Origin of the sequence: Paraburkholderia sp. A3BS-1L (assembly GCF_051125215.1) — a bacterium.
Taxonomy (GTDB): Bacteria; Pseudomonadota; Gammaproteobacteria; order Burkholderiales; family Burkholderiaceae; genus Paraburkholderia.
On sequence record NZ_CP120446.1, the window covers coordinates 294,816 to 320,556 of the forward strand.

General features: G+C 63.8%; 23 protein-coding genes. 19 read left to right on the top strand and 4 right to left on the bottom strand.

What is annotated here, in order from left to right:
• Window positions 1–366 precede the first annotated feature (366 nt).
• From P5W99_RS36900 to P5W99_RS36915, 4 genes are all read left to right on the top strand, one after another.
• Window positions 367–1,233, top strand: a complete 867-nt coding sequence (locus tag P5W99_RS36900) for an enoyl-CoA hydratase/isomerase family protein (RefSeq protein WP_434668150.1) — start codon at window positions 367–369, stop codon at window positions 1,231–1,233.
• The gene (locus P5W99_RS36905; protein WP_434668153.1) at window positions 1,230–2,435 is read left to right on the top strand and encodes a CaiB/BaiF CoA transferase family protein; all 1,206 of its coding nucleotides are present in this window, start codon (window positions 1,230–1,232) and stop codon (window positions 2,433–2,435) included. The genes P5W99_RS36900 and P5W99_RS36905 overlap by 4 nt, the downstream gene beginning before the upstream one ends.
• A gap of 62 nt (window positions 2,436–2,497) precedes the next feature.
• A complete protein-coding gene (locus P5W99_RS36910) occupies window positions 2,498–3,193 on the top strand; it encodes an SDR family NAD(P)-dependent oxidoreductase (RefSeq protein ID WP_434668156.1) in 696 nt (231 codons plus the stop codon).
• Between the two features lie 40 nt (window positions 3,194–3,233).
• Window positions 3,234–4,460 (top strand): cytochrome P450, encoded by a 1,227-nt coding sequence (locus P5W99_RS36915; protein ID WP_434668159.1) that lies wholly within the window; start codon window positions 3,234–3,236, stop codon window positions 4,458–4,460.
• Window positions 4,461–4,496: 36 nt separating this feature from the next.
• On the opposite strand, the gene P5W99_RS36920 is transcribed toward P5W99_RS36915, so the two are convergent.
• On the bottom strand, window positions 4,497–5,468 hold the full coding sequence (locus P5W99_RS36920) for a LysR substrate-binding domain-containing protein (protein ID WP_434668161.1): 972 nt from the start codon (window positions 5,466–5,468) through the stop codon (window positions 4,497–4,499).
• 14 nt (window positions 5,469–5,482) lie between these two features.
• Window positions 5,483–6,283, bottom strand: a complete 801-nt coding sequence (locus P5W99_RS36925; RefSeq protein ID WP_434668164.1) for an SDR family NAD(P)-dependent oxidoreductase — start codon at window positions 6,281–6,283, stop codon at window positions 5,483–5,485.
• Between the two features lie 169 nt (window positions 6,284–6,452).
• Here P5W99_RS36925 and P5W99_RS36930 point away from each other — a divergent pair, with 169 nt between their 5' ends.
• From P5W99_RS36930 to P5W99_RS36965, 8 genes are all read left to right on the top strand, one after another.
• Window positions 6,453–7,391 carry a cupin domain-containing protein gene (locus P5W99_RS36930; RefSeq protein WP_434668166.1) on the top strand — a complete coding sequence of 313 codons (939 nt, stop codon included), beginning with the start codon at window positions 6,453–6,455 and terminating at the stop codon, window positions 7,389–7,391.
• Between the two features lie 123 nt (window positions 7,392–7,514).
• Complete coding sequence (locus P5W99_RS36935; protein ID WP_434668169.1) at window positions 7,515–8,528, top strand: ketopantoate reductase family protein; 1,014 nt, start codon at window positions 7,515–7,517, stop codon at window positions 8,526–8,528.
• Entirely contained in the window at window positions 8,525–9,643 is a 1,119-nt protein-coding gene (locus tag P5W99_RS36940; RefSeq protein ID WP_434668171.1) for a CaiB/BaiF CoA transferase family protein, read from the top strand. The genes P5W99_RS36935 and P5W99_RS36940 overlap by 4 nt, the downstream gene beginning before the upstream one ends.
• Window positions 9,644–9,699: 56 nt before the next feature.
• Window positions 9,700–10,188 carry a MaoC/PaaZ C-terminal domain-containing protein gene (locus P5W99_RS36945; protein WP_434668173.1) on the top strand — a complete coding sequence of 163 codons (489 nt, stop codon included), beginning with the start codon at window positions 9,700–9,702 and terminating at the stop codon, window positions 10,186–10,188.
• Between the two features lie 35 nt (window positions 10,189–10,223).
• Window positions 10,224–11,465 (top strand): MFS transporter, encoded by a 1,242-nt coding sequence (locus P5W99_RS36950; RefSeq protein ID WP_434668176.1) that lies wholly within the window; start codon window positions 10,224–10,226, stop codon window positions 11,463–11,465.
• A gap of 62 nt (window positions 11,466–11,527) precedes the next feature.
• Complete coding sequence (locus P5W99_RS36955; RefSeq protein ID WP_434668179.1) at window positions 11,528–12,721, top strand: CaiB/BaiF CoA transferase family protein; 1,194 nt, start codon at window positions 11,528–11,530, stop codon at window positions 12,719–12,721.
• Window positions 12,722–12,724: 3 nt separating this feature from the next.
• A complete protein-coding gene (locus P5W99_RS36960; protein ID WP_434668181.1) occupies window positions 12,725–13,876 on the top strand; it encodes a CaiB/BaiF CoA transferase family protein in 1,152 nt (383 codons plus the stop codon).
• A gap of 3 nt (window positions 13,877–13,879) precedes the next feature.
• A complete protein-coding gene (locus tag P5W99_RS36965; protein WP_434668184.1) occupies window positions 13,880–14,572 on the top strand; it encodes a hypothetical protein in 693 nt (230 codons plus the stop codon).
• Here P5W99_RS36965 and P5W99_RS36970 read toward each other — a convergent pair.
• Both P5W99_RS36970 and P5W99_RS36975 read right to left on the bottom strand, forming a co-directional pair.
• Window positions 14,550–16,157, bottom strand: a complete 1,608-nt coding sequence (locus P5W99_RS36970; protein WP_434668187.1) for a GMC family oxidoreductase — start codon at window positions 16,155–16,157, stop codon at window positions 14,550–14,552. The two genes, P5W99_RS36965 and P5W99_RS36970, sit on opposite strands and share 23 nt — an antisense overlap.
• 48 nt (window positions 16,158–16,205) lie before the next feature.
• Window positions 16,206–17,438, bottom strand: a complete 1,233-nt coding sequence (locus P5W99_RS36975) for a porin (protein ID WP_434668190.1) — start codon at window positions 17,436–17,438, stop codon at window positions 16,206–16,208.
• 403 nt (window positions 17,439–17,841) lie between these two features.
• Here P5W99_RS36975 and P5W99_RS36980 point away from each other — a divergent pair, with 403 nt between their 5' ends.
• From P5W99_RS36980 to P5W99_RS37010, 7 genes are all read left to right on the top strand, one after another.
• A complete protein-coding gene (locus tag P5W99_RS36980) occupies window positions 17,842–19,521 on the top strand; it encodes an FAD-dependent oxidoreductase (protein WP_434668193.1) in 1,680 nt (559 codons plus the stop codon).
• Complete coding sequence (locus P5W99_RS36985; protein WP_434668196.1) at window positions 19,518–20,423, top strand: fumarylacetoacetate hydrolase family protein; 906 nt, start codon at window positions 19,518–19,520, stop codon at window positions 20,421–20,423. The genes P5W99_RS36980 and P5W99_RS36985 overlap by 4 nt, the downstream gene beginning before the upstream one ends.
• Window positions 20,424–20,493: 70 nt before the next feature.
• Window positions 20,494–21,444, top strand: a complete 951-nt coding sequence (locus tag P5W99_RS36990) for a cupin domain-containing protein (protein WP_434668199.1) — start codon at window positions 20,494–20,496, stop codon at window positions 21,442–21,444.
• Window position 21,445: 1 nt separating this feature from the next.
• Window positions 21,446–22,588, top strand: coding sequence for an acyl-CoA dehydrogenase family protein (locus P5W99_RS36995; protein ID WP_434668202.1), 1,143 nt, complete (start codon window positions 21,446–21,448; stop codon window positions 22,586–22,588).
• A gap of 37 nt (window positions 22,589–22,625) precedes the next feature.
• The gene (locus P5W99_RS37000; RefSeq protein ID WP_434668205.1) at window positions 22,626–24,128 is read left to right on the top strand and encodes an aldehyde dehydrogenase family protein; all 1,503 of its coding nucleotides are present in this window, start codon (window positions 22,626–22,628) and stop codon (window positions 24,126–24,128) included.
• A gap of 38 nt (window positions 24,129–24,166) precedes the next feature.
• On the top strand, window positions 24,167–25,396 hold the full coding sequence (locus P5W99_RS37005) for an NAD(P)/FAD-dependent oxidoreductase (RefSeq protein WP_434668208.1): 1,230 nt from the start codon (window positions 24,167–24,169) through the stop codon (window positions 25,394–25,396).
• Window positions 25,397–25,426: 30 nt separating this feature from the next.
• Window positions 25,427–25,738, top strand: coding sequence for a 2Fe-2S iron-sulfur cluster-binding protein (locus tag P5W99_RS37010; protein ID WP_434668211.1), 312 nt, complete (start codon window positions 25,427–25,429; stop codon window positions 25,736–25,738).
• Window positions 25,739–25,741: the final 3 nt, after the last annotated feature.

A 25,741-nucleotide genomic window follows, 5' to 3' on the forward strand; every position in this document is an offset into this window, starting at 1 on the left:
TGAGGGGCGCGCTTGCCGGCCGCAAGCCGTCGCGCGCGTGATTGAGGACTGCATGAGATGTGTCTCCGTTGTGTGCTTTTTCTATGGGCGGCGTCGTGAGCGACGTCCGATCACAGGATAGACACAACGAACCGCTTCGCTCCAATACGATTTTCCGATCCTGTAAGAGGAAGAAGTTGCGGCGCGAGCCAGAGGAATATCTTCTAGAAACCTCTGCAAACAGTATTGGCCAGGCCATGCGGTCCGTCGCTAGAGTGGACCTGTATCGCGTCGCATTGCTGGACGCGCAACGCAACGTCCCGGCGCGAGGCGCGCGAGTACGCGCTCGTGCCTCCCCGGTTCAGCCACAGTCAAGGAGACAGGCACATGACAGGCAGCGTCGACTATCTGGCCCGAGACGGCCGCGCTTACATTACGCTGAATCGTCCCGAGAAGAAGAACGCGATGACCAACGCAATGTTCGATCAGCTCATGCACTGCTATCAACAGGCCGAGTACGACGACGACGTGCGCGTGGTCGTGCTGCAAGGTGCGGGCGACGATTTTTGCACCGGCCACGATCTCGCCGAGGTCGGCAACGAGTACGGTGAAACCACTTACGACGACAAGGGCCGGGCACGCAAGCCGAGCCAGCGCGCGCGGCTGTTGCACGACAAGCGTTATCTCGAGCGCTTTGAGCACGTTTTCAAGTTCCTGAAGCCGACGCTTTCGCTGGTGAAGGGCTATTGCCTGGGCGGGGGCCTCTATCTGGCCGAGGGATCGGATCTCGTGATCGCCGCCGACACCGCCAGGATGGGCCATCCCGAGCAGAAACTCGGGCTGTCCGGCGCAGCCTATTTCGCAGCTTGGGAAATGATGACGATGGGCCCGCGCAAGGCGCGCGAGCTGTTGCTGATGGCCGACGTATGGGATGCGCAAACCTGTCTCGCTAACGGGCTCGTCAACAAGGTCGTGCCGCTCGCGGAACTCGTGGAAGCCGGCGAAGCATGGGCCGAGCGCATCGCGCGCCTGCCGCGTGACGGCATCGTCATGGGTAAAGCCGCCACGAGCCTCGCCATGGACTCTCTGGGCATCACCAGTCAATTCTCGTACGGCCACGTGCTGCACTCGCTCGCGACCAACGTGCGCTACGAGGCCGACGAATTCAACTTCATGAAGCAGCGGCGCGACAAGGGCGTGCGGGCGTCGAATCACGAGCGCGAGGAATTCTATGTGAAGAAGGAGGACGCATGACGACGGGCGGGACATCGGCGCTTGGCGGACTGAAGGTTTTGGACTTTACGCAAATGATGACGGGGCCGTTCGCCACGATGATGCTCGGCGATTCCGGCGCCGACGTCCTGAAAGTGGAGCAGCCCGACGGCGACCCGTTCCGGCGTTCGGGGGAGACCACGCTCGGCGGCGACGGTGCATTCTTTCTCGGTGTGAACCGCAACAAGCGCAGTATCGTGCTCGACTTGAAGAGCGAGGACGGGCGCGCGGCCGCGCGCGCGTTGGCGGCCGAGGCCGACGTGCTCGTCGAGAACTTCAGGCCGGGCCTGATCGAGCGATCCGGCCTCGGCTACGAGGCGCTGCGCGAGATCAATCCGCGGCTCGTGTATTGCTCGATTTCAGGCTTCGGCCGTAACGGCCCCGACCAGAACCGTCCCGCGCTAGACATGGTGATCCAGGCGGTATCGGGCGTGATGCAGGTGACGGGTACTGAGGAGTCCGGGCCGCTCAAGACGGGCTTTCCGTTCTCGGACCTCGTGACCGCCCTGATCGCGACAATCGGCATCCTCGTGGCGCTGCAGGCCCGCGAGCGCACGGGCAAGGGCCAGCGCGTCGATCTGTCGATGCTCGATGCGAGCATATTCAGCCAGGTGCCGCGCGACGTGTATTTCGATCTTACGGGCATCACGCCGACGCGTATGGGCAACCAGCACTGGGACATCGTGCCGAACAACACGTACGCAACTTCGGACGGGCGCCAGATCATGATCATCACGATCAACGACAAGTTCTGGCAGATCCTGTGCGATGCAACCGGCAAGAGCGAGTGGAAGACGGATCCGCGCTTCGCGACCAAGGCCGCGCGGCTCTCGAACCGCGCGCTCGTGGACGAGAGTCTTGCCGCCGTGTTCGCGAGCCGCGATCTCGCGCACTGGGAGGCGGCGCTTTCGTCGGCGGGAGCGATCTATGGCGCGGTTCGCACGTGGCCCGAGGTATTCAGCGACCCTCATGTGGTGCAGAACCTGCTGCGCACACTGCATCACCCGAAGGGTGGCACCTTCAAAGTCATCAACAACCCGCTGCAGTTCTCCGATACCCCGACGCATATCCACCTTGCACCGCCAATGCTTGGCGAGCACGACGAGGCGCTGGCGCGCGCGGGCGGCGCGGCGTGGCCCGCGTTCGCTCAGCCGGAAGCCGGCGAAGAACGCCCAACCCCATGAACGGCACTTGCGTCGCGCCGGGCGCGACGCCGAACAATCATTCAATTCAGGAGTCCATAGTCATGAGCAAACCCGTAGCAGTGGTCACAGGGTGCAACGGTCTGACGGGCCAGGCCATTGCAAAGAATTTGAGCGGGCGCGGTTATCGTGTCGTCGGCCTGGACATCGGGGAATCCGCCAAGGGCGATTTCGCCTATCAGCAGTGCGATATCACAGACTACGTACAACTCAAGGCCGCCGTCGAAGCCATCGACGCGCAATACGGCACGATTCGCGTGCTCGTCAACAACGCGGGCGTCTGGCACGGCAAGACGTTCTTCGATATCGCGCCGTCCGACTATGACCTCACCTACGGTGTGAACACGCGTGCACCGTTCTTCCTTGCGCAGGAGGTCGCCAGGCGGATCATCGCGGCCGGTGGTGGCGGTGTGATCGTCAATCTCGCTTCGATCGTGGCGACGACAGGCAGCGGCGTGACCGACTATGGAGGTTCCAAGGCTGCGATCGTCAACCTCACCAAGAGCCTTGCCAAGCCGCTCGGGCCGCATGGCATCCGCGTGGCGGCGGTCTCGCCGGGCACCATCAATACGGCGATGGGCGAGAAGGTGCCCAAGGATATCCGGGACAAGCTGATCGCGAGCTCGGGCCTGCGGCGCGCGGCGGAACCCGAGGAGATCGCGGCGGCAGTCGGCTTTCTCGTCAGCGACGACGCGCGCTACGTGACGGGTGCGACGCTCGACGTGAATGGCGGGCTGTGACTTGAACAAGGCCGTAAAAGGAGAAATAAGGGGAGAAGACATGTCTCAATGTCCGTTTCACCAGGAGGCGGCGGCACAGGCCACGTTTCCGATCGCGCGGCAGTGCCCGTTCCTGCCGCCGCGCGTATATGGCGAGTTCCAGCAGCAGGATGGCCCGTTGAAGGTCAAGATGTGGGATGGCAAGGACGCCTGGCTCTTCACGCGCTACGACGATGTGCGCGCCGTGCTTGCCGACAACCGCTTCAGCGGCGATCCGTCCACGCCGGGCTTTCCGAGCCTCTCCGCTGCACGCAATGCGGTGCTTGAGCTGGAGCCCGCATTCATCCGCATGGACCCGCCCCAGCATGGCCACTTTCGCCGCATGTTGACGAAAGAGTTCATGGTGAAGAAGGTCTCCGCCATGCGGCCGATGATCGAGTCGATCTTCAACCATCTCGTGGACGAACTGCTTGCCAAGGGGCCGCCCGCGAATCTGGTGGAAGATCTGTTCCTGCCGCTGACTTCGGAGGTGATTGCATGGCTGCTGGACGTGCCGCGCGAGGACCACGCGTTCTTTCAGGAGCAAAGCCGCCTGAAAGTGCTGCTCGATGTCGGCCCCGAGGTGCCACGCGAGGCTTCCGGGCGCATCCTCGGCTATCTGGACACGCTCATCACCGAGCGCGAGAAAGACGCCGAACAGCGCGACGATCTGCTGAGCCGTCTGATCGTGGAGCAAGTGCGGCCCGGGCACCTGTCGCACCGCGAGCTCGTCATCATGGCGGAACTGCTGCTCATGGCGGGCCATGAAACGACGGCAAACCAGATGGCGTTGGGCGTCTATAGCTTCCTCACGAACCCGGACCAGCTCGCGCACCTGCGTGCGGAGCCCGCGCTGCTGCGCAACGCGGTGGAGGAGATGCTGCGCTTTCATACCATCGTGCACTACAACGCGTTTCGCGTCGCGCGCGAGGACGTGGAAGTGGCGGGCCAGCTCATTCGCAAGGGCGAGGGCGTGATCGCGCTGATCTCCGCCGCGAACCACGACTCGCAGGCGTTTCCCGAGCCGGACCGATTCGATATCACGCGCAAGGCCGACCATCACGTGGCGTTCAGCTACGGCGTGCACCAGTGTCTGGGGCAGCCGCTCGCGCGAACGGAGCTGCAGGTCGTGTTCGGCGCGCTGTTCGAGCGCATGCCGCAACTGCGGTTTGCCGTACCGGTGGAAGAAGTTCGGAGCAAGGGGGACCACTTCGTGCAGGGACTGCAGACGTTGCCTGTCACTTGGTAAAGCGGGTACGAAGGCGGCGTGCGCCGCCTTCGTGGCTCAGGCTTCCGCTTCCAGGGGGGCGGAGATGACGGCCTTGCCTCGCGAAGCGTCGAGGAATAGCCCAGGATGCTCGTCCATCAGCGAGTTCGCGCTTTCGCGCGCGGCTTCGCGCCATTTTTCGAGCAGCGGCGGCACGCGGTCTTTGTGCCATGCGAGCGAGAGCGAGACGGCCGGCGTTTGCGCCACGAGCGGTCGCCACGCGATGCCAAGCGGCTTCATCAACTGCATGATGGCTGGTACCACCGCTACGCCCATGCCCGCGGCCACGAGGCATGCGGACGTATGCATGTCGTACGCTTCGCGCGCGATGGTCGGCTTGTGGTCTTCTTCCTCGAAGATGTCGAGGATGCGGTCGGCGTAGCCGCGTCCGCTTGCGCTGCCGCGCGCAACGGCGATCAGCGGCCAGCTCGCAAGTTCCTTCAGCTCGACGGGGCCGGGCCGGTCGTACTCGCTGCCGGCCGGAACGGCAACGACGAGCAGCTCGCGGTAGAGCAGTTCGGTCACGATGCTCGGATCGTAGATGTGTCCGCGCACGAGCCCCACTTCGATGGCCCCTTCCTTGAGCGCCGCGATTTGCTGCGCGATCGTCATTTCTTGCAGGCTCACGTCGGAGTTCGGCGCGAGCGCCTTGAACAGACGCAGCGTGGTCGGCAGGAAGCAGTAGATGGCCGAATAGATCGCACCGACCATCAGATGCGCCTTCGCGCCGCGTCCCGAGGCACGAACGGCCGCGATCGCCGCCGAGGCGCTATTGAGCACGCGCTGCGCGTGCTCGACGAGTATGTCGCCAGCCGGTGTGAGCATCACCTTGCGCTTCTCGCGCGTGAAGAGCGGCGTGCCGAGCTCCTCCTCAAGCGCGATGATTTGCGCGGAAAGCGCAGGCTGCGCGATGTTCACGCGTTCCGAGGCGCGCGTGAAGTTGAGCTCGCTGGCGACCGCAAGAAAGTACTGCAACTGGCGCATGTTCATCGCGTGGCTCCTGGTCAGTGCACACCGCGCCAGGCTAGCGTGCCGGCGTCGACATTGAAGGTGCTGCCGGTGGAAAACGAGGCCTCGTCCGAGGCGAGAAAGCAGACGAGCCGCGCAACCTCTTCGGGACGGCCGAGCCGCTGGATCAGGTGCGTGCCGTAAAGGCGCTTTTCGGCCGCCGCGCGGTCGGCGGCGTGCTCGAGACTGTGGCTCAGCATCGGCGTGTCGATCGCGCCGGGTACGTACGCATTGCAGCGGATGCCGGCCGGCGCGAGATCGAGGGCCGTCGCTTTGGTCAGCATCACGACGCCCCCCTTGCTCGCAACATAGGCGGGCAGGCCCGGATAGGCGACTGTGCTCGCCACCGAAGCGGCATTGACGATGGCGGGGCTGCGCATGGACCGGCGCAGCCAGGGCGCAGCGAAGCGCGTGGCGAGCCACATCGCCTTGAGATTCACGTTCATCACCATGTCCCAGACCGCCTCGGGGAGATCTTCGACAGTGGGCGCGCGACGCGTGAGGCCATCATCGGTGATGCCGGCGTTGTTCACGAGAACGTCAATACCGCCGGCGCGCTCCGCCGTCTCGTCAATCATCCGACGAATCGATTCGGTCTGCGTGAGATCGGTTTGAATGAAAAAGGCTTGTGCGCCTGCGTCCCGCACGGCCTGGGCTGCCGCTTCGCCTTTCTCGCATTGCAGGTCGGCGACGGTGACCCATGCGGCGCCTTCGCGCGCGGCCTCGACGGCGATTGCGCGACCCATGCCCTGTGCCGCGCCCGTGACGATCACGACGCGGTCCTTCAGCTTGTTCATGCCTGTCTCCACCGTGTCCGCCGTCCCCTGTTGTGCTCGGGGCGTCCCGCGAGGCCGGGCGGCGCCCGCTCACCCGTGCTGGCGGCAGGCCTGTTTGTGAAGCTACCTTATCGAAACGCTCAGAGATGATCCATAATGAACTATCTCGAATTCTTTACAGATCGTCTCGATGGACCTGCTGACCGACATCGTGCGTCTCATGCAGCCACAGAGCGTGCTATGGCGCACCGTCGAGGCGGCCGGGCGCTGGGGCCTCAGCGTGCCGTCCCGCGAAACGCCGCGCTTTTGCCTCGTGGTCGAGGGACATTGCTGGTACGTGCCCGACGAAGGGCGACCGTTGCACATGCGCAAGGGCGACTATTTTCTGCTTGGAGGCAAAACCTGCTACTGCCTCGCGAGCGACCTCGAGGTGATGCCGACGCTAAACGCGCAGCGCCGCAAGGCTCGCAAGGAAGACTACGTGCGCTGGGACGACCCCGAGCCGGGCGACTATACGCGCCTGGTCGGCGGGCACTTCCAGACCGGTCCGGAGCACACCGCGTTAATCGCCGCGCTGCTGCCGCAAATGATCAGCTTGCGCTCGTCCGATGAGGAGGCGGGGCGCCTCGCGCGCGTACTGGAGTTGATTGGCGAGGAAGCGGTCTGCGATATGCCGGGCAGCAATCTCGTGATGAGCCGTCTCGTCGAGATCATGCTGGTGGAAGTGCTGCGCCGCCCGATGTTGCAGATCGAGGGGCAACGTACCGGCTGGTTGAGCGGCATGGCCGACCCTCAGATCGCACAGGCGCTCCAGCGCATGCATGCCGAGGTCGCGCGTCCGTGGACCGTCGACGCGCTCGCGAAACACGTGGGCATGTCCCGAGCCGTGTTCGCGCGGCGCTTTCATGAACGCGTCGGCGTTGCGCCCGCGACCTATCTTTCTAACTGGCGCATCGCGCTCGCGAAGGACGCGCTCATTCACAGCGACCGCTCGATCGGCGAGATCGCGCTTTCGATCGGCTATCTCTCGGATAGCGCATTCTGCACCGCGTTTGCGCGCATCACCGGCACCCCCCCGGCCTCGTACCGCAAGGCGGACCGCCAGCAGCGCCTCGCCGCGGCGCGCTGAACTATCGAGCGATCCGCTCGAATCATCGTTTTTTAGTATTTGTCACGCGCCGCTACCGCGCCTTATCGTTTGCTCCACATCACCTGGTTAAACGAACCAGAGAGCAAAACGGGCGGAATCGACATGCTGAAGGTATGCATTTTTGGAGGGGGCGCAATTGGCGGCTACATTGCCGCTCACCTCGCGCGGGCGCAACAGTGCGAAGTGAGTATGGTCGCACGGGGCGCGACGCTCGAAGCGATACGAGAGCATGGTTTGCGCGTCAACACGCCAGGCGGAACGATCGCTGCGCGCGTGAAGGCGGTGGCCAATGCACGCGAGCTTGGCGTGCAGGACTACGTGTTCATCACGCTGAAGGCGCATCAACTCGATGCGGCGCTCGAGGATATTGCCGCGCTGATGGACGAGCGCACCACCGTGCTGCCGCCCACCACAGGGATTCCTTATTATTTTCTTCATGGTCTGAAATTCGAGGAGCACGCGTCTGGCGCTGTGCAGTTGCCTGAACTCGACCCGGGAGGCCGGCAATGGCGTGCGCTGCCGCCCGCGCAAGTGCTCGGTTGCGTGCACTGGATTGGCGCACACGTGATCGAGCCGGGCGTGATCGCGCAGGACGGCGACAAGGCGGGCTGCCCGGTTGGTGAACTGGACGGCAGCGCGTCGGAGCGTGTCACGCGTCTTGCGGCCTTGCTTAACGAAAGCGGTATCGCCTCGAAGGTCAGCAGCGATATTCGCTCTGCGATCTGGACCAAGTTCGTCAACAGCCTGTGCTGGAACCCGGTCGCCATGTTGACCCAGGCGACACTCGGCGAGATGCGCGACGCACCGGGTGTCGTACCGCTCGTGCGAAGCCTCATGCACGAAGCCGATGCGCTCGCCGTGCGGCTTGGCGTGAAGCCGGGGCCCGAGCCGGACCGGCGCATCGCCACGACGCTGAGCGCGCCGAATCACAAAATGTCGATGCTGCAGGACCTCGAAGCCGGACGTCCACTCGAGATGGAGCCGCTCGTGCGCTCTTTGCGCGCCGTCGCACGGCTCGCCGGTGCTGCAGCGCCCACGCTCGACACGGTACTCGCACTCGCCTCGCTGCGGGCGCAAGCACGTCTTCCCTATCGCAAACAGGAGTACGCACTATGAGTTCACCCGCCCAGGTGCGGCCTCTCGAAGGCTGCAAGGTCGTCGAGGCGTGCAGCTACATTTCGGGTCCGTTCTGCGCGCAGATGCTGGCCGATCTGGGCGCCGAGGTCGTCAAGGTCGAGCCGCCCGCCGGCGACCCGTATCGCAACTTCGGCCATAGCCGCGACGGCGTCGGTACGGTCTGGACCAATTCGAACCGCGGCAAGCGCAGCGTCGCGCTCGACCTCAAATTGCCCGCGGACCTCGCGCGTTTCAGGGCGCTCGTGTGCGACGCCGACCTCTATATCGAGAACTGGCGCCCGCATGTCTCCGCATCGCTCGGGCTGAGCTTCGAGCAGTTGAGCGAGACCAATACGCGCCTCGTTCAACTCTCGATTACCGGTTACGGACCCGACGGCGAACTCTCGAAGGAACCCGCCTTCGATGCGTTGATTCAGGGCCGCACGGGGCTTTTGAGCTACGAAGCGGCAGGAGGCGTCCCGCGCGCGACGAACACGTTTCTCGCGGACAAGGTGGCGGCGATCTTCGCGGCGCAAATGGCGCTCGCGGGATTGCGCGAGCGCGATCGAAGCGGCAAGCCCGTGCATATCGAGACCTCGATGCTCGACATGTTGTCGTATTTCAACTTCCCCGATATGTTCCACAACCAGACATGGGTCGATGACGACGCGCCATGCACGCTGGCCCCGCAACCCGTGCTCGCGACGAGCGACGGCTACATGGTGCTGTCGCCTGTGTCGGGCAAGCAATTGAGCCGTACGCTCGAAGCGCTTGGTCATCCGGAATGGAAGGAGGAGCTCAAGGGCATTGCCGACCGCAAACAGATGACGCATACCTTCTTCGAACGGATCGCCGCACCGCTCAGGGAACGCACGACGGCCGAATGGCTCGCGCGATTCCGGGAGACGGACGTGCCAGCGGGTCCGGTCAGTGAGCCTGCTGATCATTTGCGCGACCCGCAAGTGCAGCACAACGAGCTGTACTCGGAACTCGAAACGGGCGCCGGCAAGCTGCGCGCGATTCGCTATCCGGCACGGATCAACGGGCAGTTGCTCAAGCCCATGCGGCCCGCGCCGGGCCTCGGGGAAGGCAATGCCGAACTGTTGGGGGGGTGAGCTGGCGCGGCGTCCGTTCGCATCGCGTCGCGGCGTAACGAGCATGGGGGAGTGACATGCCGATCCTGCTTAAAGGCATCGAGGGGATTCGCTCCTACGCGGGCTTCCATCTCGGCAAGAGCGGCTGGGTCGAGATCGGGCAGCCGATGATCGACGCGTTCGCGGCCGTCACGGACGACCGCGACCCGCTCAGCGTGGACCTCGAAGAAGCCGCGCGTGGCCCCTACGGGGCACCGGTGGCGCACAACTGCCTGATTCTCGCAATGGTGTCGCCGATGCTGCACGACATCTTCCTGCTGGAGGACATCGGGCTCGTGCGGCAGTGCGAGATCGAGAGTCTGCGGTTTCCAGCACCCGTGCCGGTGAATTCCTGCATTCGGCTCGATGCCAGGCTCAAGTGCGCCCGAACCGAACTCGCCAGCCTCAGGTTCGTGCTCGAATGCACGATCGAGTGCGACTCGACCACGGCACCCGCGATGGAGGCGGAGATTGCGTATCAGGTATGGCAACCCGCCCGCGCGGGCAAAAGAGACTATGCGCTGTAACCCGGGCGACAGATAAACATTCAGGAAACCGAACGATGGCGAATTCGAATAGCGAATTGACGGCGGACGGACTGTCGCTGGCCGGCACGTCCCAGACGGACAGCAGATTTCGCTGGATCATTCTCCTCGTGATCTGGTCGGCCTTCACGGTGAGTTGTATCGACCGGTTCGCGTGGGCAAGCATTGCGGCGCTGGCCGGCCACGCACTCGGATTCAAGCTGGCGCTGCTCGGCTCGCTTACGACCGCATTTTACGTCGGCTACACCGTTTCATGCTCGGTCGGCGGGGTTCTCGCCGACAGGCTTGGCAGCCGCGCGACGCTGGCCGCGTCGATGTTCCTGCTCGGCCTGCTGACGTTTGGGTTCAGCTTCATTCATAGCTTCGCTGCCAGCATTGCGCTGCATATGCTGATGGGTTTTGCCGCGGGAGCCGAGTACGGTGCGACGATCAAGGTGCTGACGATCTGGTTCGCAAAGGACAAGGGCCGGGCATTTGGCATCTGGGCGACCGGCACGTCGGTGTCCGTCGTGCTGGCCAACGCTTTTGTGCCGCGCATGGCCGTCAACTATGGCTGGCAATCCGCCTATCAGGTGCTCGGTGGCGCCACACTGATTTTCGCAGTCCTGTGCGTGCTGCTCGTGAAGAACGCGCCGATTGGCCACGCCGTCCCGCGCACCACGGCGGCGCAGATCGCCTCATTGCTGAAGAACCGCAATCTGCTGATCGTTGCGCTCGGCGGGGCAGGCGCGCTGTATGGCACGCTCGGCTTCGTCGCGTGGGCGAACGCGCTCTTGACAGTTGCACACGGGCTGTCGCCGATCGTTGCCGGTTCGATCCTCATGTGGTTCGGGGTGGGGGCATTCGCGTCGAAGCCACTGTTTGGCTGGCTCTACGATGCCGCGAGCGGCTACGCGAAGCTCGTGGCCGTCGCCGATCTCGTGATCTTCGTGGTGCTGCTCGCCGTGTTCGGCAACTGCTCGTCGAACACGGGTTACTTCCTGCTCGCGCCGTTTCTTGGGGCGGCCGCGTATGGCTATACGCCGCTTCTGATCGGCCTCTATACGCAGGCGTCCGGACCACGGCTTGCCGGTGCGGCAGCAGGCTTCGTCAACACGGTGTGGTCGGTCGGCAGCTTCGCCTCGCCCATCATCGCGGGCTATGTGTTCGCTCACGGGCGCTCGCTCGACATGACAATCGCGTCGATCGCAGCAGGCCCGCTGGTCGGTGCGCTCGTGCTTTGCTTCGTACGCAAGTCGGCCGATTTCAAAGGGGAGTGAGCGCGACCATGAATATGGGCATGAATGCATGCTTGAATGCTGGCGCTAACGAAACGTTACCATTGGCGGGACTGACGGTACTAGATTTCTCGCGCTTCCTGCCGGCGCAGATCTGCACATGGATGCTTGCGGACTTCGGGGCGCGCGTGATCCGCGTGGAGAACCCTCGCGAGGTCGCGAAGCTCGCGGCGGCCTTCAACTTCGCGAGCCTTGGCGACGCGCAACGCGAGCGCGCCAAGGCTGCGGAGACGCTGGCCAGAAACAAGGAGAGCATCGTCGTCGATCTCGGCCATCGTGATGCGCTCGACGTGCTACGTCCCTTGCTGTACAGCGCCGACGTCGTTGTCGAAGACTATCGTCCAGGCGTCCTCGCGCGGCTGGGCTTCGGCGCGCACGCGCTGCGCGGGATCAACCCCCGACTGCACTACTGCTCGGTCAGCTTCGCGGGGCAGACCGGTCCATATCGGAGCCGCCCCGGCCACCACCAGCTCGCGCTCGCACTATCGGGCGTGTTGTCGCGCATCGGCGAAGACGCCGGGCGGCCTTCGTTTCCCAATGTGCCGATCGCCGATGTCGTTACCGGTCTGAATGCTGCGATCGGCGTGCTGCTGGCGCGCGCAGGCGAACGTCACGACGCGCAAGGGCGCGACATCGACGTATCGATGCTGGAGTCGTCATTGATGTTCGCCGCATGGTTTCTCGCGCGTCATCCCGATCCGGATCGCGTGCCGCTGCGCGGCGCCCACCGCGTCGACTGCGGAATCTGGAAGACGCGTGACGCCAGGTTCATTTGCACGACCAATATCGAGCCGCGTTTCTGGGAGCGATTTTGCCGCGCGATCGGCAGGACCGATTTCGGCGCGAGGCAGCACGCGAGTACGCAATGGCCTGAGATGCGCGCCGAAATTGCACGCATCATGGCGACGCGAGATCGCGACGAATGGCTCGCACTGTTCGAGCGCGAGGAGGTTCAGGCCGCGGCGGTCCATGAATTCCACGAGGCGCTCGGCGATCCGCATTGCAACGAGCGCGGCATGACCATTCCGATTGCGCTCGGCGACGCAGATCCGGCCGTCCAGATCGGCAATCCGGTCAAACTGAGCGGCGCCGCTGTGTCAGTACGCCGGCGCGGAGAAACACCGGGCGCATCGACCGTGCCGGTGCTCGAAGATTTCGGTTTCACGCCAGAACAGATTGCGGCATTTGCGGATGCCGGGGCGATCGGTGTGGCTCACATGCCGCAGAGAGGGGAATGATTCATGAGTGGCGCACTCGACGGTGTCCGTGTTCTCGATTTCACGCAGCATGTGAACGGGCCGCTCGGCACCATGTTGCTGGCCGACTTCGGCGCTGACGTCATCAAGGTGGAGCCGCCCGACGGCGATACGATGCGCAAGTCGGGCGATACGTTTATTGAGGGAGAAAGTGCCTATTTTCTGAGCGTCAACCGGAACAAGCGCAGTATGACGCTCGACCTACGCACGGAAGCCGGCAGGCAGACCGCGCACGCGCTCGCGACCCAGGTCGACGTGGTCGTGGAGAACTTTCGCCCTGGCGTGGCCGAGCGGCTCGGGATCGGCTATGAAGCGCTGCAGGCGTTGAATCCGCGGCTCATCTATTGCTCGAGTTCCGCGTTCGGCCGTGAGGGCGCCGATAGCGCGCGCCCGGGCATGGACCCGGTGGTGCAGGCGATGTCAGGGGTCATGCAGCTAACCGGCGAGGCTGACGGCGTGCCGCTGAAGACCGGCGCCGCGTTTTCCGACGTGATCACGCCGATGCTATGGGCCCTGGGCGTCATGGCGGCATTGTATGCACGCGTTAGCACGGGCCGCGGGCAGCGCGTCGAACTGTCGATGCTCGACGCCTCGATCTTCGCGATGGTGCCGCGCGAGGCGTATTACTTCGCCACCGGAAACGCGCCGCAACGGCTCGGCAACAGCCATTGGGAAATGGTGCCCTACAACACCTATCAAACGTCCGACGGGCGCCACCTGATGGTGCTGGCGAATACCGACAAGTTCTGGCGAGAGCTTGCCCAGGCAGTCGAAGCGCATGCGTTGCTGGCCGACGATCGTCTCGCCACGAAGCGAGGCCGCATCGAGCATCGCGCAATCGTCGACGAAGGACTTGCCGCGGCCTTCGCGGCCAAGCCTCTGAGCTACTGGAACGAGCGTCTCGTACAGGCAGGCGTGATGTTCGCGCCAGTGCGCACGTTTGCCGAGGTATTTGGCGACGAGCGGGTCCAGCGCGACATGGTTGCCGAGCTCGACCATCGTGTGGCGGGCAAGATCAAGGTCATCCGCAATCCCATCAGGCTTTCGGATACGCCGACGACGTTGCGTCGGCCCCCTCCCGTGCTCGGCGAGCATACCGAGGAAGTCCTCGCCGAACTCGCTTCGCGAGGCACGTAGTCGATGGCGCTCCTTGGCGAGACCATCATCGTGGCCTGGCTCGACGTGCCGTTCGGGCATGAAACCGATCTGCTGGAGTGGCATAGCCGCGAGCATTTGCCGGAGCGTCTGGCGCTCGATGGCTTTCGCCGTGGCCGGCGCTTTGCCGGCGTCGGCTCAAAGACGCGCATCTTTATCCTTTACGAACTGCGCGACCGCGCGGTGTTGTATGACAAAGCGTATCTGGAGCGCCTCAATCACCCGACGTCATGGACGCGGCGTTCGATGCAGCATTTCCGCGACTCGACCCGCGCCGCGATGTGCGTCGATAGGTCGATAGGCAGCGGCATCGGCGCCTGGTTGCTGACATTGCGCTTCGCCAGCGTCCCTGATGACGCACTGCGAGCACGGATACGCGAAGCGCTGGTGCCGGTGCTCGCGTCGCGTCCCGGCATCGCGGCGGTCCACCTCGCGACGAAGGACGTTGCGGCGTCCGATATCGACACGGCCGAGCGCCGTCACTCCGGAACGGCGTCAGATCCGGCCTCGATGGTGCTGCTCGTCGAGGCGTACCAGCCGGAGGCTTTGTCGACAGTTGCGAGCGCGGACCTCGGCGAGGCGCGCTTGCAGGCGCTAGGCTATTGCGGGTCGGTTCATTGTGAGATCCTGCAACTGCAGCACTGTCTCGAAAACGTCAGCGGCTTTGCCGGCGGATGATGTCCGCGGCCTTGAGTGCCAGCATCATGGTCGTGGCCTGGGTATTGCCGGAGATCATTTGCGGCATGATCGATGCGTCGACGACCCGCAAGCTTTCCATCCGGTGAACGCGGAGGTCGGCGCCCACGACGCTCAGCCGGTTACTGGCCGGACCCATCGATGCGGTGCCCACGAAGTGATAGGCCGTGCGCCCAGTCTGCTGCGCGAACTGGAGCAGCGCCTCGTCGGTCTCTACGTGCTCGCCGGGCAAGGTTTCCTCGCGGATATAGGGCTTCAGGCTTTGGCTGCGAAGCAGATTCCTCATTAGCCGGAAGCCGGCCACCACGACCGCGCGATCGCGTTCGTCGGCGAGATAGTTGGGCTGAATGAGTGGCTGTTCGCAGAGCGAGGTTGACACGGCGCGCACATAGCCGGAGCTCATTGGGCGGTGCTGCCAGAATCCGAACGTCATGCCGGCGGCACTGTCGAGCTTTGCGCTGTGAACACGATGGTTGCTCGCTGGTGTGAAGACCCCCTGAATATCGGCGTCACGACCATCGTCGGCGGATTTCATGAAGCAGTGCATCACGGGCGGCGGCAATTCGAGAATGCTGACCGCGCCGAGCACATAGCGCGCAAGCTGCAACCCGAGACGCGGCCACGCGGCAAGCTGGTTGATCGAGCGAAAGCGCTGGCCGCCAGCAACGAGCGTGCAAAGATAATGGTCACGCAGATTTCGCCCTACACCGGGTAATGCGTTCACGAGCGGCACGCCTAGCTGCACCAGCCAGTCAGGATCGCCTACGCCTGAGATCTGCAGAAGACGGGCTGTGTTGATCGTTCCGGCGGACACGATCACTTCGCGACGCGCTTTCACCGACATGGGTTGGCCATCGCGGACATAACGCACGCCAACCGCTCTGTTAGTGCTGAAGAGTATACGCTCTGCAACGGCGTGCGTGACGACGTGCAGATTGCGCCGGCGCGTCGCCGTCTGGAGGAAGGCCGTTGAGGCGCTCACCCGTCGACGCCTGTGAATGGTGGCTTGCGTAAAGTCGACTCCTTTCTGCTCGCGTCCGTTGTAGTCGGGATTGATGGGCAGGCCGTTTTCGACTGCGGCTTCCATGAAAGCGGAGCAGGCGGGATCCCGCCAACGTACGCGGGTGACGTTCACAGGACCTGATCGGCCGCTGTACTCGGGCTCGCCAAAGGTCCGGCTTTCCAGTGCCCGGAAGAACGGGAGAACCTCCTTATAGCTCCAGCCGGGATTGCCCAATGCGGCCCAGGCGTCGAAGTCGGCTCGTTGTCCGCGAACGTACACCATGCCGTTGAGCGAGGTCGAGCCGCCCAGCATTTTCCCCTGAATCAGCGGGATTGAACGGTTTGCCGTCTGCACCGTCGGCTCTGTCTCGAATGACCAGGTTCGGCTGGCGTTGCCAATGACCCTCGTGAAGCCGGCCGGCACCCGGACTGTCGGGTGCTTGTCCATTGGACCGGCTTCGAGGAGACACACTGTCACGTCCAGTTGCGCGGAAAGCTGATTGGCCAATGTGCAGCCAGCCGCTCCCGCGCCGACGATTACATAGTCGAACTCCAGATCGCTCACAGTGCGTCTCCCGTTTAAATATCAGTGGAAAAATGAGGCGGCACTGACCTAGAACTTGTGACGGATGCCGATACGGGCGACGACTTGCCTCGACGTGTTGGATGGCGTCAGCGTGACGATATACGGGACCGCCGCCTGTCTGGTCGAATCGACGCCCGCGGCCTTCATATAGGCGCCCGTGAAATAGACGTCCGTGCGCTTCGAAAGAAAGTAATCGACACCGGCGTTAATCGTCTGGTAGGCCGCGCTATCTTTTCCGTCGATCGCACCACCGCGCAGGTAGTTGTACGAAGCACCGAGGAGGAGAGCGGGCGAAATCCAGTAGGCCGTGTAGATGTTGTAGTTATTGAACACGGCATTGCCGGTATACCCGAACGGATTCGTGAGACTCAGCGTGCCCGACGGACCATAGTTCAGACTCTCGAAACGGATGTTCGAATAGCCGCCGCCCACAGTCAGCGAGCCGAGCGTGTACTGCGACGCAGCCGAGAAGATGTTGAGCGTGCGAGCGGACGCGAAGCCGCCGAAGATCGGGTTCGATTGCACGCCGCTCACTGCGCCAAGGTTGTTACCCGTGGTCGAACTGGTCGCGTTGTTGCCCCAAAACGACTGGTTCGGATTCTGGATATGCATGTAGCCCGCGGCCATGCTCAATGCGGCGAAGTCATAGTGCGCGCCCAACGACCAGATACTGTTCCTGCCGAACGATCCGGCAACGCCGCCGGGGCTGTAGAGCCCGGTGAGCGTGAGCCCCCGGAGATTGGGACTCGTGTACTTGATCGCATTGTTGACTCGCTCGACATCGGCCACGTTGTCGATATCGCCGGGGTGATCCGCAAATGCACCCATGCCGTAAGAGCCCGCCTGCATCACACCGATCGAATCGACGATGGAGTCGTACTGGCGCCCGAGCGTCAGGCTCCCCCACGTGTTGCTCGAGATCCCTACCCACGACTGGCGCCCGAAGAACGTCCCGCCTTGCTGGAACTTGCCCGTACCCACATCGAATCCGCTTTCGACGACGAAGATCGCCTTGTAGCCGCCGCCCAGATCCTCACTGCCGCGAAGCCCCCAGCGCGTGCCCTGCATGACCGAACTGGCCATCATCCACTGGCTCGCTCCGGTACGGCCGTTCGGCGCTCCTGCCTTGGCCGTCTGGACGTTGTTGACGTAGTTAACCCCTTCGTCGAGGATCCCGTAAAGTGTCACGCTGCCCTGAGCGAACGCCGATGCCCCGGACGTTAGCGCAAGTGCGCCTGCCAATGCCTTTGCAATTTTCAACTTCGTCTCCTGTATTTGTATCGTTATGCCAGGCGCTGCGTGGCGCCGGTGCAGACCACGGTCCGTCGTTTCCAGATCAGTTCATGGCAGCGTTTCGATCTTTTATATTTCGGTAAGCCAACAAAATACTTTCCGATTCTCCTCCTGTCGTGTTGCACCGGCCATGCGATGCCAAGCGACGCACACAGGATAGTCACGCGCGTTCACGCAGCGCCAATACGATTTTCCGATCCAGTCAGACGAAGAATGTTGGTGTGCGGGACAAGAGGAATATCCTCTCAAACCCTTTGCAAACAGTATTGGTCGGCTAGCGCTCCCGCTTGCTAAATTGCCTCTACATCGAAACGCTGGACCACTTTCCGGCGTTGAGGCAAACAACGCAAGCACGAGGGAACTTTCACTTATGACGAATCAGAACACCGCGGGCCATACGCCCGTCGTGATCGTGGGGGCAGGGCCGATCGGCCTGTCGCTGGCGGGCGATCTTGGCTGGCGCGGCGTGCCGTGCATGCTGCTCGAGCGCGGTGAGGGCAAGGTCTTTCAGCCGAAGATGGATATGGTCGGCATCCGCACGATGGAGTTCTGCCGCCGCTGGGGCATTGTGGAGGATGTGGAGAACGCCGGCTACAACCGCGATTATCCGCAAGACTACGCGTGGGTCTCGAAGCTGCACGGTGGTTACGAATTCGGACGCGAGGCGTTTCCGAGCGTGCGGGACGAGGCGAAGCCGGAGCAAAGTCCGCAAAAGCGCGAACGCTGCCCGCAGAACTTCTTCGACCCCGTGCTCACGCGCTTCGCGCAACGCAGCGGCCGCGTCGACATCCGTTATCAGACGGAGTATCTCTCGCACGAAGAGCACGCGGACGGCGTTACGGTGCGCATGCGCAACCTCGTAACCGGTGCAGAGGAAACCATCGAATGCCAGTACCTTGTCGGCTGCGACGGAGGAGCGAGCCGTGTGAAAGAGCAGCTCGGCATTCGCATGAGTGGCACGCCGGCACTGACCTACACGACCAACGCGATCATCGAATGCGAAGGGCTTGAAGGGCTGCATGAGAAGAAGCCGGGCTACCGCTACATCTTCATCGGGCCGGAAGGCACCTGGAGCACGGTGGTCGCCATCAATGGCCGCAACTGGTGGCGCTTCTCGATTGTTGGTGACGGCACGATGCGCACGCTTTCGGAAGAAGAGGTCGCCACAGCGTTCCGGCGCGCGGTGGGCCGCGACGATTTCGAGTTTCGCATCGTTTCGCTGATGCCGTGGATCCGTCGGCAACTGGTGGCGGACAACTATGGCACGGCGCGCGTGAAGATCGCCGGCGACGCGGCGCATCTGACTTCTCCGACGGGCGGCTTCGGCATGAATATGGGCATCCAGGATTCGGTCGATCTGGGCTGGAAGCTGCAGGGGATGGTCGAAGGCTGGGGTGGGGCGCACCTGCTCGATACCTACGAGTTCGAGCGCCGTCCCGTGGCGATCCGCAACGTGACCGAGGCGACCAACAATCTCAAGCTGATGCTCACGCCGCGCGAGAACCTCAACGCGAAGGTGTTCGAGCCCGGCCCCGAGGGCGACGTGGCACGCCGGATCTTCGGCGACGCCTACACGCAGATGATGAAGCGCGAGTGGTACACGATCGGTATTCATCTCGGCTTCCGCTACGAAGGCTCGTCGATCGTGGTGCCCGACGGCACACCCGAGCCGGAGGACACGGTCAACACCTATGCGCAGACCGCGCGTCCGGGTCATCGGGCTCCGCACGCATGGCTTGCGCCTGGCCGCTCGACGCTCGATCTGTTCGGTCGCGGATTCGTGCTGGTGCGTTTCGATCGCGCCGTCGATACCGCCCCGCTGGAGGCTGCCGCACGCGCGGTCGGCCTGCCGCTGCAGGTCGAGGACATCGACGACGCTAGGGTTCGCGGCCTGTACGAGCGTGCGCTGGTGCTCGTGCGTCCCGACGGTCACGTTGCGTGGCGCGCCGATGCGCTGCCCGACGATTTGCAGGCGCTCGTCGACATCGTGCGCGGCGTGCATCCGCTCGCCGTACAGCCCATCGCTTGCGAGGAGGCGAGCGCACGATGAAACTGGTTTCGTTCAATCACGGGCATATCGGTGTGGTCGAGGCCGGCCGCGTCGTCGATGTCACGGAGGTTGCCGGCATAGATCCGCAAGCCTGGCCGCCCGTCGGGATGGTCCGCCTGATCGAAGGCTGGCCCGCGCGCCGCGCGGCCCTGGAGGCCGCCGCGCGCGGGCGCGAGGGACGGCCGCTCGACGAAGTGCGGCTCGACGCACCCGTGCAATGGCCGAACAAGGTCATCGCGTTTCCGGCCAACTACCACGCGCATATCGACGAGATGAAGCACGGCTCGAACGGCGGCGTGGTTTCGAAGTTCCAGGCGAGCGGCCAGGGATTTTTTCTGAAGGCGAATTCGAGCCTCAGCGGGCCCGCCGACCCGATCGTGCTGCCGGCGCTCGACGGACGCGAGATTCATCACGAATGCGAGCTCGGCATCATCATCGGCAAGCGTGGCCGTGCGGTCTCCCGCGAGCAAAGCCGCGAATATGTGTTCGGCTTCACCTGTCTGATCGACATGGTCGTGCGCGGCAAGGAGGAGCGCGTCATGCGCAAGTCTTATGACACGTTCTGTCCGACTGGGCCGTGGATCACGACGGCGGACGAAATCACCAATTTCGACGCTATCTGCATGCGTCTGCTCGTGAATGGAGAAGAGCGGCAATCCGCGACGACACGCGATCTGATCGTCGACATCCCCGAGATGATCGCAATGTCGTCGGCTGTGATGACGCTCGAGCCGGGCGACATCATCGCTACCGGCACGCCGGCGGGCGTCGGTCCCGTGAGGGACGGTGACGTAATCGAGATTGTGATCGACGGCGTGGGCGTCATGAGCGTGCAGGTGGTGCAAGGCACCGTGGGTGGCCACGCCGTGTGGGACGCCGCAAAGACCGGACTTGCCGTCTGAGCAATACGTACGCAGCGTAGCCACCGGTAAAACGCAAAAGATTCGGAATGCAAATTGATTGGAGAGGTCGATGTCCCAAGTTGATGCACCCATGCAGGCGGGGCCCCCCGAATATTTCGAGGATCTGCGCGCACAGGCGCTTTCGCCGGGCTGGGCGAAGAAAGTGCCCCAGATGTGGGCGGCTCCGCGCTCGCGGTTCGTGCCGGCTGTCTGGCGCTATGCGCAGGCTCGCGCCGCGCTGGATTCGGCATGTTCCTTCGTTTCGCCGGAGCTTGCCGAGCGGCGCAATCTGATCATGGTGAATCCGGTTGCGGACAACATCTATCCGACGTGCCGCAACCTGGTCGCGGCGTATCAGCTCGTGCTGCCCAGCGAAACTGCGCGCTCGCATCGTCACGCGCCAAACGCGCTGCGCCTGATTCTCGACGCAGGCAGCGAAACCTGCACGATCGTCAACGGCGTGCGCATTGAGGTCGCGCCAGGCGATGTCGTGCTCACGCCCTCGTGGCACTGGCATGGCCATAGCAACAGCGGCGACACGCCCGCATTCTGGATCGACTTCCTCGACGTGCCGCTCGTGCAGAACCTCGAATGCATGTTCTTTGAGGATCATCCGCAGCGCAACGAGCCCGCCATGGGCGACGCGCCGGATTCGCCGCTCAGGCACAAGGGCGCGCATCTCGCGCGCATGGCACGCGAACAGGGCACCGTCGAGCTCGACACGCACGGTCTGCATACGACCGGCGTGCATATGCTGGGACTCAAGCGCGGCGCCACGCACGAACAGGCGAAGCGCATCGACAACAACCTCTACACAGTGGTCGAAGGCAGTGTCCGCATGGCCATCGAGCATTTCGGCACGGTCGAGCTCACGCGCGGCGACGTCGCGGTCGCGCCGTGCTGGCACGCCTTCAGCTTCGAAGGTCTTGCCGACTGGTCCCAACTGGTTCGCGTGACCGATGAACCGGCGATGCGAGCACTGGGTTTTCGCGACGTGAGCAAGCCTGCACAGGGAGATTGAAGTGAAATTCAGCGAAGAGCAGCAGATGCTGCGCGAGATGGTGCGTCGCGTGGCGGACGAGCAGGTACGGCCGCTCGTTCCTGGCATGGAAGAGACGCGCCGTTTTCCCGAGGAACTGGTCGAGGTGTTCGGCGATCTCGGCCTGTTGCAGATGTGGGTGCCGGAGGAATATGGCGGGCCGGGTGGCGATCTGACCTCGGTGTGCATCGCGAAGGAGGAAATCGGCAAGGCATCGCTCGCCGCCTCCACGCTGTGCGCGAACAATTCGATCGGCCTGATTTTGCCGCTTCTGCATTTTGGCACCGCCGCGCAAAAAGACCGTTATCTGACCGAGGCGGCCAAAGGGCGCACGATTTCCGCTGTGGCCATCACGGAGCCGGAGGCGGGTTCGGATGTTTCCGCCATTCGCACGCGCGCGCGCCGCGACGGGAACAGCTACGTGATCGACGGGCAGAAGAGCTGGATCACGTGGGCCGCGCAGGCGCACTACATGCTGGTGTTCGCGCGGACTTCGGAAGGCCGCGGACATGACGGCATCAGTGTGTTCCTGGTGGACACGAAAACGCCGGGCCTGAAGATCGGGCGCAAGGAAGTGAAGATGGGGCGCCACGGCTCGCCGAGCTATCAGGTGTTCTTCGAGAACATGCGGGTGGATGCCGACTGTTTGCTGGGCGATGAGGGTAACGGCTTCAAGGCGTGCATGCGCATTCTCGATCTGAACCGTCCTTCGGTTGCCGCGTCGTCGCTCGGTCTCGCGCAGGCGGCGCTCGACGAATCGGTGCGCTATGCGCAGGAGCGGCGCCAGTTCGGCAAGCGCATCGGCGACTTCCAGGCCATTCAGTTCAAGCTCGCGGACATGGCCATGAAGATCGAGGCAGCACGCACGCTGCTCTACAGCAGCACCCAGGAAATCGACGACGGCGATACGGGCCGCCTCACGCTGCTCTCCTCCATGTCCAAGTGCTACGTGACCGACGTGGCCATGGAGGTGGCGCTGGAAGCCGTGCAGGTGCACGGTTCCTATGGCTACTCGACTGAATATCCGGTGGAGCGCTTCATGCGCGACGCGAAGCTCAATCAGATACTCGAAGGCACGAACGAGATTCACCGGCTCATCATCGCGCGCCAACTGCTCGGCAAATGAGCGCAGCGCACACCTTCCGACTCGCAAGGACTCAGGCATGACGACAGCACTTCATCCGGCGCTCGGGGCCGCGGCCCGCGCCTTTCTCGCTCGCACGCATCAACTTCTCATCGACGGCCGTAGGGTCGAGGCACAGAGTGGCGAGCGCACCGAGATCATCGACCCTGGCACGGGCGAGCGCATCGCGACGGTCGCGCAGGGCGGCACCGCCGACGTGGATCGCGCGGTCGACGCCGCGCGCCGCGCATTCGAAGGAGCGTGGCGCAAGGTCTCGCCAGCGGAGCGCACGCGCATCATGCTGCGCTTTGCGAACTTGATCGAAGCTAACAGCGACGAGCTTGCCGAGCTCGAATGCATCAACAGCGGCAAGCCGCTGCGGTTCTGTCTTAATGGCGATGTGGCAGGCATTGTCGAGATGCTGCGCTACATGGCGGGCTGGACAACGAAGATGGGCGGCGAAACGGCCAACGTCTCGTTGCCCGGGGAATGGCACGCGTACACATTGCGTGAGCCGGTCGGTGTGGTCGGCCAGATCATTCCATGGAATTTCCCGCTGAACATGGCGATGTGGAAGATCGCACCGGCGCTCGCGGCCGGCTGCACAGTCATCCTCAAGCCTTCGGAACAGACGCCGCTGACCGCGCTGCGCCTGGGTGAACTCGCACTCGAAGCGGGTGTTCCGCCTGGCGTGCTCAATATCGTGACTGGCTTCGGCAATCCGGTCGGCGCTGCTATTGCGGCACATCCCGGTATCGACAAGGTGGCCTTCACCGGCTCGGGCGAAACGGGCCGGCGCATTCTCCAGGCCGCTAGCGGCAATCTCAAGCGCGTCTCGCTGGAGCTGGGCGGCAAATCACCTGTCATCGTTTTTCCAGACGCGAATCTCGAAGCCACCGCCGCCGGCGTGTGCTCGTCGATCTTTTTTCACGCGGGCCAGATCTGCGCGGCCGGCTCGCGCCTGTATGTGCACGAACGGGCCTTCGACGAGATGCTGGAACGCATCACGCAGCGCGCGAACGCCATGAAGCTTGGCCACGGGCTCGACGCGGGCACGGAGATGGGGCCGGTCATTTCGCGGCGGCAGCTCGATCGCGTGGCGGGCTATATCCATAGTGGTCAGGAAGAGGGCGCGACACTCGCCGCCGGCGGTGGTTCGAATGGCGAGCGCGGGTATTTCGTGCAGCCGACCGTGCTGACCGGCGTTAAGCCGGGCATGAAGGTGCACGACGAGGAGATTTTCGGTCCGGTGCTCTGTGCGATGTCGTTCGAGAGCGACGACGAGCTCGACCGTATCGCCGCTGCCGCTAATGCGACCACCTACGGCCTCGCCGCGAGCATCTGGACGAGCAACCTCGCACGCGCGCACAAGATGGCCAGTCGTATGGAGGCGGGCATCATCAACGTCAACGCGTTGTCCTCGCCCGACGCGACGCTGCCATACGGAGGGTACAAGCAATCCGGCTGGGGCCGCGAGCGCGGCTTCGATGCGATCGAGCTCTATACGCAGGTAAAGGCGGTCGCTGTGAATCTCAACGTTTGAGCCGTGGAGCACAGCGCAGTGACAAAGGAGCCGAAGAGATGAGCCGGACCTGCATCATTGTCGGCGCGAGCCATGCGGCGGCGCAACTCGCGCCGGGCTTGCGCCAGGAAGGATGGGACGGGCGCATCGTTGTGATCGGCGATGATCCGCATCTGCCCTATCATCGCCCGCCGCTCTCGAAGGCCTATCTGGCGGGGGAGAAGGGACGCGAGGAACTGCTGATCCGCGCCGCCGAAGTCTATGCGCGTTTCGACATAGAGTTCCGGCTCGGCGAACGCGTCGTGTCCATCGACCGCGCGGGCCGATCCGTCTCGCTCGCCTCGGGCGCCTCGCTCGCGTGGGACAAGCTCGCGTTGTGCACCGGCACGCGCGTACGCGCCGTCGAGCTGCCCGGCGCGGGTCTGCCGGGCGTGCACTATCTGCGCAGCATGGCGGACATCGATCGCATTCGCGCTGACGTGTGTCCGGGAAAGCGCGCCGTGATCGTCGGTGGCGGATATATCGGGCTCGAAACGGCGGCTGTTCTGCACCAGCTCGGCATGCACGTGAGCGTGCTCGAAATGGCGCCGCGCGTGCTCGCTCGCGTGAGCGCGCCCGAGGTGTCGGCGTTCTTCGAACGGGTACATCGCGAAGCCGGCGTGGAGGTCCGTACGGGCGTCGCGCTCGCGCGCTTCGAAGGAGACGGGCGTGTCGAGCAGGTCGTCTCGCGGGACGGAGAGCGCTGGGCTGCGGACCTGGTCGTGATCGGCGTGGGCGTGCTGCCGAACGTCGAGCTCGCCGCGAACGCGGGTCTCGCTGTCGATGACGGCATCGTGGTCGACTCCTGTGCGCGCACGAGCGATCCGGACATCGTGGCGGCCGGGGACTGCGCGCGGCATCCGTCGCCATGGTATGGGACCGTGCGGCTCGAATCCGTGCCAAACGCCACCGAACAGGCGAAGAGCTCGGCTGCGGCATTGTGCGGCAAGTCGAAACCCTATGCCGCACTGCCGTGGTTCTGGTCGGATCAGTACGACATCAAGCTGCAGATCGCGGGACTCAATCACGGTTACGACACCTTCGTGGTGCGCGGCGATCGCACCGCGGGACGCAGCTTCGCGGCGTTCTACCTGAAGGCGGGGCGGCTTGTCGCGGCGGACTGCGTGAACCGACCTCAGGAATTTATGGCTAGCAAGCGGCTGATTGCCGAACGGATCGACGTGGACGCCGCGCAACTGGTCGATGAAGGGTTCGCGCTGAAGACGCTCGTCGCCAGCGCGCAAGCGTGATCGTTTTATTGCATGAGAGAGAGGTGTGTGATGCCCGTTATCAAGTATGTCCAGGCGAATGGCCAGATCGTGGAAGCCGACGTGCCGCTCGGCAGTTCGGTGATGCAAGGCGCAGTCGATCACATGATCGAAGGCATCCTTGCGGAGTGTGGCGGTGCGTGTAGCTGCGCGACTTGTGCGGTCCATGTAGATGAGGCATGGATGAGCCTGGTCGGCGAGGCCTGCGACCTCGAGCGGGACATGCTCGAAGGTATCGGTGTGCAGGGTGCAACTAGCCGGCTGAGCTGCCAGATCGAGATCACGCCTGAGTTGGACGGCCTTATCGTCGCGGTGCCCGCCTGAGTA

Excerpts from the sequence above, each read along its gene's own strand:
- P5W99_RS36900 (WP_434668150.1), top strand. The coding sequence starts at position 367 with ATGACAGGCAGCGTCGACTATCTGGCCCGAGACGGCCGCGCTTACATT.
- P5W99_RS36905 (WP_434668153.1), top strand. The coding sequence starts at position 1,230 with ATGACGACGGGCGGGACATCGGCGCTTGGCGGACTGAAGGTTTTGGAC.
- P5W99_RS36910 (WP_434668156.1), top strand. The coding sequence starts at position 2,498 with ATGAGCAAACCCGTAGCAGTGGTCACAGGGTGCAACGGTCTGACGGGC.
- P5W99_RS36915 (WP_434668159.1), top strand. The coding sequence starts at position 3,234 with ATGTCTCAATGTCCGTTTCACCAGGAGGCGGCGGCACAGGCCACGTTT.
- P5W99_RS36920 (WP_434668161.1), bottom strand. The coding sequence starts at position 5,468 with ATGAACATGCGCCAGTTGCAGTACTTTCTTGCGGTCGCCAGCGAGCTC.
- P5W99_RS36925 (WP_434668164.1), bottom strand. The coding sequence starts at position 6,283 with ATGAACAAGCTGAAGGACCGCGTCGTGATCGTCACGGGCGCGGCACAG.
- P5W99_RS36930 (WP_434668166.1), top strand. The coding sequence starts at position 6,453 with ATGGACCTGCTGACCGACATCGTGCGTCTCATGCAGCCACAGAGCGTG.
- P5W99_RS36935 (WP_434668169.1), top strand. The coding sequence starts at position 7,515 with ATGCTGAAGGTATGCATTTTTGGAGGGGGCGCAATTGGCGGCTACATT.
- P5W99_RS36940 (WP_434668171.1), top strand. The coding sequence starts at position 8,525 with ATGAGTTCACCCGCCCAGGTGCGGCCTCTCGAAGGCTGCAAGGTCGTC.
- P5W99_RS36945 (WP_434668173.1), top strand. The coding sequence starts at position 9,700 with ATGCCGATCCTGCTTAAAGGCATCGAGGGGATTCGCTCCTACGCGGGC.
- P5W99_RS36950 (WP_434668176.1), top strand. The coding sequence starts at position 10,224 with ATGGCGAATTCGAATAGCGAATTGACGGCGGACGGACTGTCGCTGGCC.
- P5W99_RS36960 (WP_434668181.1), top strand. The coding sequence starts at position 12,725 with ATGAGTGGCGCACTCGACGGTGTCCGTGTTCTCGATTTCACGCAGCAT.
- P5W99_RS36965 (WP_434668184.1), top strand. The coding sequence starts at position 13,880 with ATGGCGCTCCTTGGCGAGACCATCATCGTGGCCTGGCTCGACGTGCCG.
- P5W99_RS36980 (WP_434668193.1), top strand. The coding sequence starts at position 17,842 with ATGACGAATCAGAACACCGCGGGCCATACGCCCGTCGTGATCGTGGGG.
- P5W99_RS36985 (WP_434668196.1), top strand. The coding sequence starts at position 19,518 with ATGAAACTGGTTTCGTTCAATCACGGGCATATCGGTGTGGTCGAGGCC.
- P5W99_RS36990 (WP_434668199.1), top strand. The coding sequence starts at position 20,494 with ATGTCCCAAGTTGATGCACCCATGCAGGCGGGGCCCCCCGAATATTTC.
- P5W99_RS37000 (WP_434668205.1), top strand. The coding sequence starts at position 22,626 with ATGACGACAGCACTTCATCCGGCGCTCGGGGCCGCGGCCCGCGCCTTT.
- P5W99_RS37005 (WP_434668208.1), top strand. The coding sequence starts at position 24,167 with ATGAGCCGGACCTGCATCATTGTCGGCGCGAGCCATGCGGCGGCGCAA.
- P5W99_RS37010 (WP_434668211.1), top strand. The coding sequence starts at position 25,427 with ATGCCCGTTATCAAGTATGTCCAGGCGAATGGCCAGATCGTGGAAGCC.